Annotated in this window: 14 protein-coding genes; 10 read left to right on the top strand and 4 right to left on the bottom strand. The window is 70.1% G+C overall.

The window, feature by feature from the left end; genetic code table 11:
- Positions 1–64: 64 nt before the first annotated feature.
- The gene (locus ACWDUM_RS09085; RefSeq protein WP_450115317.1) at positions 65–487 is read left to right on the top strand and encodes a YciI family protein; all 423 of its coding nucleotides are present in this window, start codon (positions 65–67) and stop codon (positions 485–487) included.
- A gap of 4 nt (positions 488–491) precedes the next feature.
- Positions 492–1793: an RNA polymerase sigma factor gene (locus ACWDUM_RS09080; protein ID WP_450133712.1), complete on the top strand. Its 1302-nt coding sequence runs from the start codon at positions 492–494 to the stop codon at positions 1791–1793.
- A 33-nt stretch (positions 1794–1826) separates the two neighbouring features.
- On the opposite strand, the gene ACWDUM_RS09075 is transcribed toward ACWDUM_RS09080, so the two are convergent.
- A complete protein-coding gene (locus tag ACWDUM_RS09075) occupies positions 1827–3044 on the bottom strand; it encodes a CoA transferase (RefSeq protein WP_450133711.1) in 1218 nt (405 codons plus the stop codon).
- Between the two features lie 16 nt (positions 3045–3060).
- Positions 3061–4062 (bottom strand): MaoC family dehydratase, encoded by a 1002-nt coding sequence (locus ACWDUM_RS09070; RefSeq protein ID WP_450133710.1) that lies wholly within the window; start codon positions 4060–4062, stop codon positions 3061–3063.
- A 174-nt stretch (positions 4063–4236) separates the two neighbouring features.
- Here ACWDUM_RS09070 and ACWDUM_RS09065 point away from each other — a divergent pair, with 174 nt between their 5' ends.
- Genes ACWDUM_RS09065 through ACWDUM_RS09055 form a run of 3 tightly spaced genes read left to right on the top strand, consistent with a single transcriptional unit; the run spans position 4237 to position 6606 of the window.
- The gene (locus ACWDUM_RS09065; RefSeq protein WP_450133709.1) at positions 4237–5403 is read left to right on the top strand and encodes an acyl-CoA dehydrogenase family protein; all 1167 of its coding nucleotides are present in this window, start codon (positions 4237–4239) and stop codon (positions 5401–5403) included.
- Between the two features lie 11 nt (positions 5404–5414).
- The gene (locus ACWDUM_RS09060; protein WP_450115322.1) at positions 5415–6149 is read left to right on the top strand and encodes a GntR family transcriptional regulator; all 735 of its coding nucleotides are present in this window, start codon (positions 5415–5417) and stop codon (positions 6147–6149) included.
- Between the two features lie 40 nt (positions 6150–6189).
- Complete coding sequence (locus tag ACWDUM_RS09055; RefSeq protein WP_450133708.1) at positions 6190–6606, top strand: MmcQ/YjbR family DNA-binding protein; 417 nt, start codon at positions 6190–6192, stop codon at positions 6604–6606.
- Here the strand turns inward: ACWDUM_RS09055 and ACWDUM_RS09050 are convergent.
- Positions 6597–7271: a GntR family transcriptional regulator gene (locus ACWDUM_RS09050; RefSeq protein WP_450133707.1), complete on the bottom strand. Its 675-nt coding sequence runs from the start codon at positions 7269–7271 to the stop codon at positions 6597–6599. The genes ACWDUM_RS09055 and ACWDUM_RS09050 overlap by 10 nt on opposite strands.
- Before the next feature lie 129 nt (positions 7272–7400).
- Between ACWDUM_RS09050 and ACWDUM_RS09045 the strand changes: the two genes are divergently transcribed.
- Positions 7401–8252, top strand: coding sequence for a fumarylacetoacetate hydrolase family protein (locus ACWDUM_RS09045; protein ID WP_450133706.1), 852 nt, complete (start codon positions 7401–7403; stop codon positions 8250–8252).
- A 116-nt stretch (positions 8253–8368) separates the two neighbouring features.
- Here ACWDUM_RS09045 and ACWDUM_RS09040 read toward each other — a convergent pair whose 3' ends face one another.
- Entirely contained in the window at positions 8369–9214 is an 846-nt protein-coding gene (locus tag ACWDUM_RS09040; RefSeq protein WP_450133705.1) for a transglutaminase-like domain-containing protein, read from the bottom strand.
- Here ACWDUM_RS09040 and ACWDUM_RS09035 point away from each other — a divergent pair.
- The 4 genes from ACWDUM_RS09035 (at position 9209) to ACWDUM_RS09020 (ending at position 14288) form a co-directional block, all read left to right on the top strand.
- Positions 9209–9685, top strand: a complete 477-nt coding sequence (locus ACWDUM_RS09035; RefSeq protein WP_450133704.1) for a hypothetical protein — start codon at positions 9209–9211, stop codon at positions 9683–9685. The genes ACWDUM_RS09040 and ACWDUM_RS09035 overlap by 6 nt on opposite strands.
- 261 nt (positions 9686–9946) lie before the next feature.
- On the top strand, positions 9947–11650 hold the full coding sequence (locus ACWDUM_RS09030; RefSeq protein WP_450133703.1) for a cutinase family protein: 1704 nt from the start codon (positions 9947–9949) through the stop codon (positions 11648–11650).
- Between the two features lie 250 nt (positions 11651–11900).
- Complete coding sequence (locus tag ACWDUM_RS09025; protein WP_450134189.1) at positions 11901–13433, top strand: FUSC family protein; 1533 nt, start codon at positions 11901–11903, stop codon at positions 13431–13433.
- A 114-nt stretch (positions 13434–13547) separates the two neighbouring features.
- Complete coding sequence (locus tag ACWDUM_RS09020; RefSeq protein ID WP_450133702.1) at positions 13548–14288, top strand: class I SAM-dependent DNA methyltransferase; 741 nt, start codon at positions 13548–13550, stop codon at positions 14286–14288.
- The last annotated feature ends 20 nt before the right edge of the window (positions 14289–14308 follow it).

Below are 14308 nucleotides of genomic sequence, written 5' to 3'. Positions count from 1 at the left end.
CGCTGTTCGTTCGACGTCCCGGATGAGAGGGTCGATTCGCGACCTGAGAACGAAGGAGCGAACCATGAAGTACATGCTCATCATGCGTGTGACCGACGAGGCGATCGAGGCATCGAAGGACATCCCGTTCGAGCAGATCATCGAGGACATGGGCCGGTTCAACGAGTCGATGATGAAGGCCGGGGTGTTGCTGAGCGGCGAGGGCCTCTCCGACGCGGAGGAGGGGTTCGTCGTCGACTTCTCCGGGGACACCCCGCTGGTCACCGACGGCCCCTACGGGGAGACGAAGGAGCTGTTCAACGGTTTCTGGATCCTCGAGGTCGCGTCCAAGGAGGAGGCCGCCGAGTGGGCCAAGCGGGCACCGCTCGGGCCGGGAACGAAGCTCGAGGTGCGCCGCGTGACCGGCCCCGAGGACTTTCCCCAGGACAACGAGTGGATCCAGAAGGAAGAGGGCTGGCGCGAGGAACTCGAGGGCCGCAAGGCGTGACCGAATGAGCGATGCCCCGATGGAGCGCCGCCCGGACCCGGTGGAGTCCGCGCGGCGCTCGGTCGCGGCCGTCTGGCGGATCGAGTCGGCGCGCATCGTCGCCACACTCACCCGGATGGTCGGCGACTTCGCCCGCGCCGAGGACCTCGCACAGGACGCGCTCGCCGACGCGCTCGCGCAGTGGCCCGAGTCCGGGATCCCCGCGAACCCCGGCGCGTGGCTGACCGCCGTCGCGAAACGCAAGGCCATCGACGGCTGGCGCCGACAGGAGCGGTACGACGAGCGGCTCGCCGCCATCGCCCGCGATCTCGAAGCGGAGGAGACCCGCGCGACGGACGTGGCAGCCGAATTGCCCTGGGACCCGGACCGGATCGACGACGACGTGCTCCGGCTCGTGTTCGTCTCGTGCCATCCGGTGCTCTCGCGGGAGGCCCGCGTCGCGCTGACGCTGAAGGTGGTCGGCGGCCTGTCCAGCGAGGAGATCGCGCGGGCGTTCCTGGTGCCGACGTCGACGGTGCAGCAGCGGATCGTGCGGGCCAAGAAGACGCTCACGGCGGCGAAGGTGCCGTTCGCGGTGCCGGACCGGTCCGAGTTCGGTGACCGGCTCGGCGCGGTCCTCGGGGTGCTGTACCTCGTGTTCAACGAGGGTCACGCGGCGAGCGCGGGGGACGAGTGGATTCGCCCCGACCTGTGCCGGGAGGCGCTGCGGCTCGGACGGGTGCTCGCCGAACTGGTGCCCTCGGAGCCGGAGTCGCACGGCCTCGTCGCGCTCATGGAACTGACCGCGGCGCGTTTCCCGGCGCGACTGGATGCGCACGGCGACCCGGTCCTGCTCGCCGATCAGGATCGGCGCCGCTGGGACCGTGGCGCCATCGTGCGCGGACGCGCGGCCCTGGCCCGTGCCGACGCGCTCGGCCGCGGCCGCGGTGCCTACTCGTTGCAGGCGGCGATCGCGGAGTGCCACGCCGTCGCCGCCTCCGTCGACGAGACCGACTGGGAGCGAATCGTTCTGCTGTACGAGGCGCTGGGACGCCTCGCCCCGTCACCCGTCGTCGACCTCAACCGTGCCGCGGCGGTCGCTATGGCCACCGGGCCCGGCGCGGCACTCGAGATCGTCGACGGCCTCGTTGCCGACGGCCGCCTCGCCGGGTACCGGCTGCTGCCCGCGACCCGTGCGGAGCTGCTCGTCCGCCTGGGCCGGAACGCGGAGGCGCGGGCCGAGTTCGAGGCGGCAGCCCGGCTCACCGGCAACGCCCGCGAGCGAAAGCTGCTGTCGGAGAGGGCCGCGTCGCTGCAGGTCGACTGACCGCGGCACCGCTGCCGGTGGGCCGGTTCCGCGTCACGGCGCCTGGATCACGCCCGAGGCGCGCAGCCGGGCGACCTCGTCCGCGCTGCATCCGAGCAGGTCCGTCAGCAGGGCGGCGGAGTCGTCACCCACCGCGGGTGCGGGCCCGGTGGCGTAGTGCTCCCCGTCGAACGCCGCGGGATGCCCGGCCGCGAGATAGGTGCCGATCCGTGGTTGCTCCAGCTGCTCGAACAGCGGATTGCGATCCAGCTCGCCGCCGGTCGCCACCTCCGTGAAGGTGCGGTAGCGCCGGTGCAGCACCGAGGTCGTCGCGAGCAGTCCGGAGATCTCGTCCGCGGTGCGGTCGGCGAACCAGGCCCGGAGCAGTGCGGTGATCACCTCACGATGGCGGAAACGGTCTGCCTCCGTGGAGAAGTCGGCGCCCAGTGCCTTCTCCACGGCGGCGACGGCGTCCGCGGTTCCCGTCACGGACAGCAGATCACGGAAATGCCGCGAGGTCAGGGCGACGACCATGAAGCGGGCGCCGTCGGCGGTGACGAAATCGACTCCGTACGTGCCGTACACGAAGTTGCCGGTGCTCTCGCGGCCCCCGCCGGTGACCTGCGGTTCGGTCAGGTACCCGAGCGTGCCGGCGGTCGCGAGCGCGACGTCCTCCAGGGTGAGGGTGATGCGTGCTCCCGTGCCCGTCCGATCGCGTTTGCGTGCCGCCGCCGCGATCGCCAGGGCGGCGTACAGCCCGCACGCCATGTCCCAGGCCGGGAGCACGTGATTGACCACCCCGGCGTGGTCGAGGGGCCCGGTGATCTGCGGGAAGCCGATCCCGGCGTTGACGGTGTAGTCGACGCCGGGGGTGCCGTCGCGGTTGCCGAGCAGTTCGAGGGTGATCACGTCGGGGCGCAGTGACGCGAGGGTCTCGTGGCTCATCCAGCTGCGGCCGCCCGCGTTGGTCACCAGGATCCCGCCCTCGGAACCCGGCGCTGTGACCAGGCGCTGGATCAGCTCCTGCCCCTGCTCGCTGCGCATGTCGCATGCGAGGGAACGTTTTCCGCGGTTGAGTCCGGTCCAGTAGATGGATTCGCCGTCGTCGGTGAGCGGCCAGCGGTGGTAGTCGGCGGCGCCGCCGATCGGGTCGACGCGGATCACCTCGGCGCCGAGCTGGGACAGGGTCAGTCCGCACAGCGGGGAGGCGACGAAGCTCGACACCTCGACCACACGGAGGCCCGAAAGCGGCCGGTTCGCGGTGGTGTTCACGAAAGTTCCTCTCGCGTCAGGCCATCAGGGCGGTGAAGTGCCAGTCGAGCACCGGTCGTGGCTCGTCGGTGTCGTGCGCGTGGACCAGTGACCGGAGTTCGAGTACCCCGGCCCGCGAATCCGGGAGCGCGGTCGCGGACAGGACGTGGAGTTCGCTGGTCAGCGTGTCGCCCTCGTGCACCGGACCGGTGTGATCGCACGACTGCCAGCCCAGCACCGTCACCAGGTTCGGCAGGGCCCGTGTCGCCTGGCTCAGGGCGAGGCCGATCGTGTGCCCGCCGTACACCAGCCGGCCCGCCTGCCCGACCCGCTCGTCGTGGTGGGTGGCCGCGATGTTGAGTGTCAGGCGCGCGAGTTCCGGTGCGCTGGAGACGACGTCGCCGCTGCTGGTCCGGACGAGCCCGGCCAGCTCGGGGGTGAAGTGCCGTCCCGGCACCCGGTCGCGGTACACCGCGAGGTCCCAGCCGTCCGGTGCCCGGTGGTCGCGTCCGGCGTCCGACCCGATCTGCGCGAGGTCGTCCGCGTGCACCACCCGGCCCGGGTCGGCGTCCGGTCCGAGCGGGAGCATCGCGCACCGGTGGAAGTCCAGGACGGTACGGCCCTCCTGGTCGGTGGTCCGCATGCGCAGGGCTGCCAGCCCGGTCGGTGCGCGGCCGGGTTTCGCGGTGTTCTCGCGCAGGCCGACGACCTCGGTGCGGGTGTGCAGGGTGTCCCCGAGGTGGGGGAAGCGGTGCAGGCGCAGGCCGCGGTAGAAGAGGTTCGCCTTGACGTGATGGGTGACCAGCGTCGACTGGCCGATCGCCAGGTCACACACCAGTCCGGGGTGCGCCACCGGGGCCGGCGATCCGGTGACGGCGGCCGACAGGTGGGCGTCGAGCGGCATCCGCAGCCGGTCACCGAGGATCGCCTGGTGGGAGGCCGCGAGTCCGCCGGTGAGGGTGACGGCCGGGGCGTCGTCGAAGACCTGCCCGACTGCGAGGTCGTCGAAGTACGGTCCGCCGACCGCGACGGCGGTCACCGCGCGCTCCGGAAGGTCATGGTCACGGGTTCGTCCCTCTCGTTCGACATTTGTCCGGCCAAATTCTCGCAATCGTTAGTACCGTACCGAGGGTGTTTGAGGCAATGCCTTGACTCGGCTCGGAATGGCGCGCAAATATGGCCGTACAAATTGGGCGGACCGCAGGACGGATTCATGACTTCTTCGAACGCGTACAACCTCGATGCCGAGGAGGCATTCCTGGTCGAGACGGTGCGGGCCTTCGTCGATCGCGACGTCAAACCCACCGTGCAGGAGGTCGAGCACGCGAACGAGTACCCCGAGAAGTGGATCGAGCAGATGAAGCGCATCGGCATCTACGGGCTCGCGGTACCGGAGGAGTACGGCGGCTCCCCGGTGTCGATGCCCTGCTACGCGCGGGTCACCGAGGAACTGGCGCGGGGCTGGATGAGCCTGGCCGGCGCGATGGGTGGCCACACCGTCGTCGCGAAGCTGCTCACCCTGTTCGGAACGGAGGAGCAGAAGCGGCAGTATCTGCCGCGGATGGCCACCGGCGAGGTCCGCGCGACGATGGCGCTCACCGAGCCCGGCGGCGGATCGGACCTGCAGAACATGGCCACCACCGCGAAGGCGGACGGGCACGACCTGGTGATCACAGGCGCCAAGACGTGGATCTCCAACGCCCGCCGGTCCGGCCTGATCGCGCTGCTGTGCAAGACGGATCCGAAGGCGCAGCCACGGCACTCGGGGATCTCGATCGTCCTCGTCGAACACGGCCCGGGACTGACGGTCTCGCGGGATCTGCCCAAGCTCGGGTACAAGGGCGTCGAGAGCTGCGAGCTGGCGTTCGACAACTACCGGATCCCGGCGACGGCCATCCTCGGGGGCGAGCCCGGCAAGGGCTTCGGTCAGATGATGAAGGGTCTGGAGACCGGCCGGATCCAGGTCGCGTGCCGCGCTCTCGGGGTCGCCGCCGCGGCGCTGGAGGATTCGCTCGCCTACGCGCAGCAGCGGGAGAGCTTCGGCAAACCGATCTGGAAGCACCAGTCGATCGGCAACTACCTGGCCGACATGGCGACCAAGCTGACCGCCGCCCGCCAGCTCACCCGGTATGCGGCCGAGAAGTACGACGCCGGGGACCGTTGCGACATGGAGGCGGGCATGGCCAAGCTGTACGCGTCGGAGGTCGCGATGGAGATCGCCCTGAACGCGGTGCGCATCCACGGCGGCTACGGCTACTCCACCGAGTACGACGTGGAGCGGTATTTCCGGGACGCGCCGCTGATGATCGTCGGCGAGGGCACCAACGAGATCCAGCGCAACGTCATCGCCGGGCAGTTGGTGGCGCGCGGCGGGATCTAGAATGAACCGCGATGAATGATTCGGGGCCGGCGTACCGGGTGCTGTCGGACAGGTTGCGGCGTGAGATCGCGTCGGGTCGGTACCGGGGCGGCGTCCGGCTGCCCACGGAATCGGAACTGTCCCAGGAACACAACCTCAGCAGGCAGACGGTGCGCCGCGCATTCCAGGACCTGGTCGCCGAGGGCATCGTCTACCGCGTGCCCGGACGCGGGACCTTCGCGACCGAGCCGGACGGACGGTACCTGCGGCAGCTCGGGTCCATCGAGGACCTGATGAACCTGTCCGCCGACACCACCATGGAGGTGCTCGAACCGCTCCGCCGCCGGGTGGACATCGAGACCGCCAGCCGCCTGCGTCTGGACACGGACGTGGTGTACCGCATGATGTTTCGCAGGCTTCACGACGGGATTCCGTTCGTCGTCACCACCGTCTCGCTGCCCGAACGCATTGCCCGTCTGGTGATCGACGCACCGGAACTGCAGCCGGGAGCCTCCAGTGCGTGGACCATCATCGGCCTGCTCGAACCTCTCCTCTCCAGCCCGATTGTCGAAGCCGCGCAGTCGATCACGGTGGCGCCCGCGCCACCCGCGGTGGCCGGGCAACTGGACTGCGCCGACGGGCACCCGATGCTGCGGGTCGACCGCCTCTACAGCGACGGTGACGGGCTGGCCGACGAACTCGCCGTCAGCTACTTCCTGCCCGAGCACTACACCTACCGGGTCACCCTGCGGCGCACCGGGCACTGAGCGTGCCCGAAGTCTTCCGATCCGGCGTAGGCTGCCGGCCATGTCGGCACGGCGCCGCGCACGCATCGAGGACGTGCACGAGTTGGCCTCGGCGATGCCGCATGTCACCGTCGAGCACGGCCCGCGGGGGAATCCGATCTACCAGGTCGGCGGAAAGTCGTTCGTCTTCTTCCGAACTCCGCGACCCGACGCGGTCGATCCCGCATCCGGCGCGCGCTACACCGACGTCATCGTGGTCTGGGTGCCGTCAGAGTCGGACAAGCTTGCGCTCGTGCAGGATCCGCGATCCCCGTTCTTCACCACCGCGCATTTCGACGGACATCCGTCGGTCCTGGTCCGGGCCGGCCGGATCGGCGAGCTGACCCGCCGCGAACTCGCCGAGGTGATCGAGGACGCGTGGCTCTCCCGTGCCTCCGCCCGGCGACGCGCCGACTGGTTGGCGGCACATCAGGCCTGAGCGCTGCCGGCGACGGGTCGGAGCGCGGCGGAGGTCCGCTCGATGTGCGTGGCCAGCCGTTCGGCGGCGAGGTCGGCATCCCGGGCGAGGGCGGCGTCGACGAGTCCGCGGTGCTCGGCGGCCACGTCACGGCCGGGATCGTCGCCGAGGTGCCCCGACCAGTGCCGGTACAGCGCGGCGGACTCGCGCAGCGAGAGCGCGACCTCGAGCAGGCGGGAGTTGCCGCAGCCGTCGAGCAGGGCGCGGTGGAAACGTTCGTGGGCGTCGTCCCACTCGGGGTTCGCCTCGCCGTCCGGGGTGGCCGGGGGCGTCGCCGCGAGCAGGTGGTGGGCGGCGACGACTGCGGATTCCCAGTGCACGTCTCCGCGCTCGACGGCGCGGCGGAACACCAGGGACTCGAGTTCCCGGCGCGCCTCGGTGAGTTCGTCGAGGTCCGTCAGGGACAGCGTGACGACGCGAAAGCCCTGTTGCGGCAGGGAGATCGCGAGCCCCTGTTCGGCGAGTCGGGTCAGGGCCTCGCGGACCACCGACTGGCTCACCGAGTACTTCTCGGTGAGCTCCACGAACCGCAGCCGCTGTCCGGGCTGCAGCCGTCCGCGCATGATGTCGGCCCTGATCTGCTCGTACACCGCGCCCGCGCGGGTCGTCGGACTGGCGGTTCCCATGGCACGACCCTAGCGGCTCACGTCATTCCCGAGAAATAACGTTATTTTATTGCTTTGTCGACCATCTGGGTGCAGGATGGTGCCACGCCGCAGGACCGCGCGGCGACCACTGCACCGAGGAGACGTGTCATGCGGGTTGCGAACATCGACGGACGACTGGCCCTGGCCGTGGCCGGCGGACACATCGACGTCGAGGCGGCCAGCGGCGGCCGGTTCGGCGCCGACCCGCAGGCCGTCTACGAGGACTGGGCCGCCTTCGTCGAGTGGGCCGCGACCGTCGACGCCGCCGCGCACCCGCGCATCGCGGTCACCGAACGCACGGTGTGGGGTGCGCCCGTCCCCCGGCCGCGTCAGGTGTTCGCGATCGGCCTCAACTACGCCGAGCACGCCGCGGAGTCCAACATCGCGCTGCCGCCGGTGCCCGCCGTGTTCACCAAGTTCCCCACCTCGATCACCGGCCACGAGCAGCCGGTCGCCCTGCCCACCGAGACCGTGGACTGGGAGGTCGAGATGGTCGCCGTCATCGGCACCCGCTGCGACCACGTCGGCGAGGCGGACGCCTGGGACCACATCGCGGGAGTTGCCGTCGGACAGGACATCTCCGAGCGGACGCTGCAGCTCAAGGGTGCGGCCCCGCAGTTCTCGCTCGCCAAGTCCTTCCGCGGGTTCGCGCCGATCGGACCGGAACTGGTCACCGTCGACGAACTGCCCGACCGGGACAACCTGGAGATCGGCTGTGCCCTCGACGACGGGGAGGTACTGCAGAAGGGCCGCACCTCCGAGATGATCTTCACGATCCCGGAGTTGGTGGCGCACCTGTCGTCGGTGTGCCCGCTGCTGCCCGGCGACGTCATCTTCACCGGCACCCCCGACGGAGTCGGCATGGCCCGCACCCCGCAGCGTTTCCTGGCCCCGGGCCAGACCCTGGTCAGCTGGATCGAGGGGGTCGGCACCCTCCGAAATCCCCTGATCGCGGGTTGACGGGTTCCGGCATCGCCGCCGGCGGCGGCGCGAGCCGCCGTCCATCGACGAGCAATCGTCCGATCATGCGGCTCGGCCGGTGTCGGAGCCGGGATTCTCTGCTGGTGCGCGCCGGGTCAGAGCTCGGTTGGGAGGCCGGTGTCATAGAGCGACAGCACATTTGTGGTGCTGCGGAGTGCGTCGACCACGCACCGTGCCGGTGAGGTGAACAGCTTCGGATAGTCGACCTCCCCCCGGGAGCGGTCAACCCGCCAGGCGAGTTGTTCCGATTCGAGCGAGAACTGCGCATCGACACCGTCCTTGTTGCCGCGTGGATCCTGGCGATGCCAGGCGCCGTTGAGGTGGACCGCCACCAGCCCGTGCAGGACATGTCCATCTCCGTGAGCGAGACGCTGGTAGCACAGGCCGGTCGGAATGCCTTCCGCTCGCAAGAGCGCCGTCAGCAAGTGCGACTTTGCGTAGCAGAGCCCCACGCGCTGCGCGAGAACCTCACCGGCGGTCAGCGTCACCCGTGGGTCCTGGACGTCGTATGAGTGCGCCACCTCGTCTCGCACCCATTCGAATGCAGCCTTGGTGAATGAGATGTCGCTGCCTGCCTGCTGCCGCACCGTCAGTGCAAGCTCCTGGACGGCTCGGTCCTGCGGATCGATGAACTCGTCACCGCCCAGATAGGCTTCGGGAGGCGCTGTTTCGAGTACTACTTCGATGGTGGTCATGTCGAGAACATTGTGCGGGCCGTGCGGAGCAGTCAAATCCTTTTGACGAGGCATTGCGAGAGTGAACGACGCTCCTTGGAAAAACTGTGCCTGCTGCACCGGCTCCACCGAATCCACTTCCGCCGCAGTGTGATTGTGGACGAAGGTCGCCAAGGGTCCGGGATCACGGGCGGCGGGGGCGGGGGATAGCAGGCCCGCGTCCGTGCCGCTGAACTCGGCGTCGCCGACCGGGTCACCTTCGTGCACTCCGACGCCTCCGGCTTCGTCGCGGGCGAGCCGGTCGATCTCGCCGCATGCGTCGGTGCCACCTGGATCGGAGGCGGCGTGGCCGGCACCGTCGAGCTGCTGAGCAAGAGTCTCCGTCCCGGCGGCCTGATGCTGATCGGTGAGCCGTACTGGCGTCACGAAGTGCCCGACCAGGAAACCGCCAGAGCCTGCGGTGCCAGTGGCAAGGACGACTTCCTCGTGCTGCCGGAGCTGATCGAGCAATTCGGCGATCTCGGGTTCGACGTCGTGGAAATGGTGCTGGCCGATCAGGACAGCTGGGACCGGTACCAGGCGGCGCAGTGGCTCAACCTCCGCCGTTGGCTCGACGACAATCCTGACGACGAGTTGGCCGCCGAGGTGCGGGCCGAGCTCACCACCGAACCCGCCCGCTACACGCGGTACCAGCGTGAATATCTCGGCTGGGGAGTTTTCGCACTGATGGGCCGCTGACAGTCCGACGAGCGCGGGTCCGGGCAACGTGCTTGCCCGGACCCGCGGTCGATCACCAGGTCGAGCAGGCCTGGCACAAGCGGCCGGCGGACCGAAGCGAGCGCGGCGGCAGGTGGACTCACAGCGGGTTCACAGGGCGGACATGCCGGGCGTCGCCGTAACATTCGGGTCGTCCGGTGCGACACCCCTCTTGACGTGACGTGAGCGCATGGCACGGGGTGGTCCGCGCGTCGTCCGAGAGTTACGGAGTGGGGAGCGGACATGACAATTCGTGGATTCATCGCGCGGCATCGCGTCGCCAGAACCGCGGCCGCCCCGGTGGCGCTCGGCGTCGCCGCGGCCATCACCGCCTGGTGGGCGTTCGCGCCGCCGACGACCACGATCGACACCGAGCTGACGGCGTCCACGACGGAGTGCCACGACATGGTCACCGTGTCGATCGCCGGCCGCAACGACACCCCGGGGGACACGGTCCCCAGGCTCGTCGACGCGAACGGCGCCGCGCTGCCCGCCGCCCTGTCCTCCGACTACAGCAGCCACTGGGTGGACCCGGTCGTCAACGCGCCGAACGCGATCAACACGCCGCTCAACCCGCAGGCGTACGCGTCGGTGTACATCGCCTACCCCGCGAACATGGACAACTACGAGTCCGCGGTCCAGACCGGCGTCGCCAACACCGAGACCGTGATGCGGGAGATCCGCAAGTCCTGCCCGAACACCCGCTTCTCCGTCGTCGGCTACAGCGAGGGCGCCGATGTCGCCCGCCGGGTCGCGCAGAACATCGGCCACCAGGACGGGACCGACGGCTACGAGATCGTCGACCCCGCGAACGTCGTCGGGGTCGTGATCTTCGCCGACGCCGGCCGTGCCGCCGAACAGGGCCCGTTCCCGGGCGCACAGAACCCGTTCAGCAACCCGGACGGGTTCGACACCGTGTACCAGACCGGCACCACACCCGCCTCGGGTGCGGGCGCGGTGACCGGTACCGGTGGCGCCGACTTCGGCGCGCTCGCGGGCAAGGTCGCATCGTTCTGTTCCGACGGCGACCTCACCTGCGCTGCGCCGCAGAACATCTCGCTGCTGCAGCTGGTGGTCAACGTCGGTCGGCAGCTGAACATCGACAGCCTCGAGAAGGACGGCCTGACCCCGGCGACCGGGCAGGACGTCGCCGTCACCCTCGGCAAGATCGGGTTCGACGCGTTCAACGTGATTCGCTCGCAGCCGAATTGGATGCAGAGCGACCAGACGTTCCTCGATGTGCTGCTGCAGGTGTCGGATCCGGCGTACGACCCGAGCAAGGCCACCACAACGCTGCCCGTCGAGTCGGTCGCCGACTCCATCGATGCCGAGAAGATGTCGCCGCTCGCGTACCTGCCGCAGAAGCTCTTCAACGAGGTCGTCAACCTGATCGTCACCAACCAGAACACCATCCCGGTGGTGCTCAGCGACCCGTACCAACTCACCCTCGGTCCGGACACCGGTCATCACTTCGACTACTGGCGCGACTCCGCCGACGGAAAGCCGCTGACCTCCGCCGAGTACGCCGCGCAGTGGCTCACCAAACTCGCGGAGCAGGCGCGGGACGGGGTGCCGCTGCCGACCACCACCACGACCGCTCCGACCACGACCGCGCCGACCACGACGGCTCCGACCACGAAGTCCTCGGCGCCGACGACGAGCGCAGCCACCAAGGCGACGGCCACCACCCCGTCGACGCAGTCGGCGATCCCGGCCGGTGGGGCCGCGGCCGACCCGGTCCTCGCCGAGAGCGTGCAGGGCCCGGATGCCGTCGCGGCGACGCCGGAGCCGACCGCGGGCGCCACGGCCACGGACGCCCCGACCGGCGCCGCGACGACGGATCCGGCGACGACGACCGACAGCGCGGCCCCGAGCTCGGCGTCGACGGCCGCGGCCACGTCGTCGGCCTTGGTGACGACGACTCCGGCCGCGCAGCCCACCCGCTGACGCCGGAGCTCTCCCGCACGCATGAACGGAACCGTTCAGTCGACCTGATCGACCGAACGGTTCCGTTCATGCCGTCGGGCGGGGTGCTGTCGGGGGTTGCGGGAGCGTGACGTGCGCCTCATCGGGCGGGTGTGGATTCGAGTGCCGGCCTGCCCACTTCCTAACCTGAATGGTTGTGTCGGGAGAATCGGGAATGCAGGTGGCGACCATCGACCTGCCTGTCCCCACTCCCGCCTCCCCGTTGTCGGCGATGCTGGCCGTGCCGCGTCAGGGCCGTCGGTGGCCGGGCGTCGCGCGCGCGGCGGTAACGGTGGCGGTGCCCGGTCTCACGGGCGTCGCCCTCGGCGCCGGGCCGGTCGCCGCGGTCGCCACCCTCGGTGCGTTCGCCGTCGTCTACGGCGAGGGCCGGCCGTACCGGGTGCGCTGGCGGATGGTGGCGATCGTCGGTGCCGTGCTGGTCGCGTTGGCAGGGACCGGTGCGGTCGTCGGGTCGGCGGTGCACCACGCCGCGACCGCGGGCGGCTCCGCGCTGTGGCCGATGGTGTTGGTGGCGACCATGACGGTCGTGGTGGCGTCGTGCGCGTTCGTCGTCGACGCGCTCCGACTCGGCGCCCCCGGCGCGTTCCTGCTGCTGTTGTCCCTGGAGATCGCGTCCGCACTCCCGGCAGCCGGGGTGTCCGTCGCGGAGACCGTGGCGTGGACGGCGATCGGTGCGGGCACCGCGCTCGTCGTCGCGATGTCCGGAGTCCTGGTCCGCCCGCGCACACCTGAGCGGGCCGCGGTCGCCGCCGCGGTGCGCGCGGTCGACGCCGTGCTGGAGGACAACTCGCCGACGAACCGGCGGGCGGCGGTGCACGATCTGCATGCGGCGTGGCAGTGCCTGCACGACGCCGGGCTCGCCGGCTCGGACGATCCACTGACGCGGACGCTGCGGGCGGCGCACGCGCGGTGCGCGGCGGTCGTGCACGATGCCCCGCACGACGAGGCCACCCCCGAGGACGACCTGCATCCGCAGACGCCGCTGCGCCGCCCGTCGGTCCGCTACCGCCTCGCCCGGGCCGCGCACCCCCGGGGGCGTTCGGCGACCGTCGTGGCACGGCTGCTCGTCGCCTGTCCGGCGGCAGGGGCGATCGCCGTCGTGTTGGGGGTGGGCCGACCGGACTGGGCGGTGATCACCGCCGCGATGATCCTGCACCAGGGCCCCGACCGGATCCTCGGCACCTACCGTGCGGCCCATCGATTCGTCGGCACCGTCCTCGGGCTCGGGTTGCTCGCGGGCCTGTCGCTGTTCGACCTGCGCGGGGCAGCGCTGGTCGTGGTGCTCGCATTGACGATGGCGGGTATCGAGGCGTTCCTGGTGCGCAACTACGGTCTCGCGATGGTGTTCATCACCCCGCTCGCGATGATCCTCGGCGTCCTCGGGGCCCCGGGCGATCTGGTCGGGGTCTCTCGGGACCGGTTCCTCGAAACCGTCGTCGGGGTCGTTGTCGCCCCGGCCGTGATGTGGGGGGTGCTGCCCCGCGCCCACCGCCGGATCCTCGCCGACGCGGACGCGCAGGTCGCCGACACCATCGCCCGGATCACCCGCGCGGCCGACGACCGGGAGCAACCCGAGCTGCGTCGCGACCTCGAGTTCGACCTGCATGCGTCGACGACGGCGGCGATCACCGCCGCCCACACCGAGCCGGACTGGACTCGCGACCGCTGGCCCGGGCATCGCCGACTGCACGAGCACGGCTATCGGATCCTGACCTCACCGCATCGGTCCGCCGCGGACACGTAGGCGGTCCGTCGGGGACTCGCGGTGACCCTCCGACATTCTGCGCTTCCCCGCGGACCGGCCGGTGGGGAGCGAGAATCGGGCTGTCGTTGGCTACCCGAACGAATGAGGTGTTCGATGCAGAGTCAGTTCGATGAACTTGCCGATCTGTACGAGGACATGGCCGGCTGGCCTTTCCGCCGGTTCCTGGAGATTCCCAACTTCCTCGCCGCCCTCGGTGATCTTGCCGGCCGTGACGTCCTCGACTTCGGTTGTGGGAACGGCATGTACGCCCGGCTGCTGAAGGAGCAGGGCGCACGCCGGGTCGTCGGCTACGACGTCTCGGATGGCATGCTCGAGTATGCGAGGGCCCGAGAAGTGGAGAACCCACTGGGCATCGAGTTCGCCTCCGATCTCGGCGACGACCTCGCCGGTCGGTTCGACCTGGTTCTGGCCGTATACGTGTTGCCGTACGCCACCACCCGGCAGGAACTCCATGCGATGTGCGCGCAGATGGCGAAACCGTTGCGGCCGGGCGGCCGCCTCGTCACCCTTCCCATTCATCCCGACTACGTGCGAGACCCCGCATACTACGAGCGATTCGGATTCCGGCTGACGCCGATCGGTCCGGATGTCGACGGCGGTGAGGTACAACTCGACCTGTTCGGTCCGGGTGGTGCGGGGGACGAGGACACCGTCACCGCCTACGTCTGGACGAAGGACAGCATCGACGAGGCGATGCACGCCGCCGGTTTCGCACTCACCCAGTGGGTCGACTACGGGCGTTACCGGTCGGCCGCCGCAGATGCCGAGGCGGAGCTGCTCCGTGCGTACTGGGAGCGCCCACACGCCGCGATCGTGAACTGCCGCCTAGGCTGACGTCACGATCTCGTCGGGCT

The sequence above is a fragment of the Rhodococcus sp. NPDC003322 genome (assembly GCF_053589555.1).
This window is presented reverse-complemented; position numbering and strand designations above follow the sequence as displayed.

Bases quoted from the DNA above. Each gene is read 5' to 3' on its own strand.
- ACWDUM_RS09025 (WP_450134189.1), top strand. From the start codon at position 11,901: ATGCTGGCCGTGCCGCGTCAGGGCCGTCGGTGGCCGGGCGTCGCGCGC.
- ACWDUM_RS09030 (WP_450133703.1), top strand. From the start codon at position 9,947: ATGACAATTCGTGGATTCATCGCGCGGCATCGCGTCGCCAGAACCGCG.
- ACWDUM_RS09050 (WP_450133707.1), bottom strand. From the start codon at position 7,271: ATGGGAACCGCCAGTCCGACGACCCGCGCGGGCGCGGTGTACGAGCAG.
- ACWDUM_RS09080 (WP_450133712.1), top strand. From the start codon at position 492: ATGAGCGATGCCCCGATGGAGCGCCGCCCGGACCCGGTGGAGTCCGCG.
- ACWDUM_RS09045 (WP_450133706.1), top strand. From the start codon at position 7,401: ATGCGGGTTGCGAACATCGACGGACGACTGGCCCTGGCCGTGGCCGGC.
- ACWDUM_RS09020 (WP_450133702.1), top strand. From the start codon at position 13,548: ATGCAGAGTCAGTTCGATGAACTTGCCGATCTGTACGAGGACATGGCC.
- ACWDUM_RS09085 (WP_450115317.1), top strand. From the start codon at position 65: ATGAAGTACATGCTCATCATGCGTGTGACCGACGAGGCGATCGAGGCA.
- ACWDUM_RS09055 (WP_450133708.1), top strand. From the start codon at position 6,190: ATGTCGGCACGGCGCCGCGCACGCATCGAGGACGTGCACGAGTTGGCC.
- ACWDUM_RS09060 (WP_450115322.1), top strand. From the start codon at position 5,415: ATGAATGATTCGGGGCCGGCGTACCGGGTGCTGTCGGACAGGTTGCGG.
- ACWDUM_RS09065 (WP_450133709.1), top strand. From the start codon at position 4,237: ATGACTTCTTCGAACGCGTACAACCTCGATGCCGAGGAGGCATTCCTG.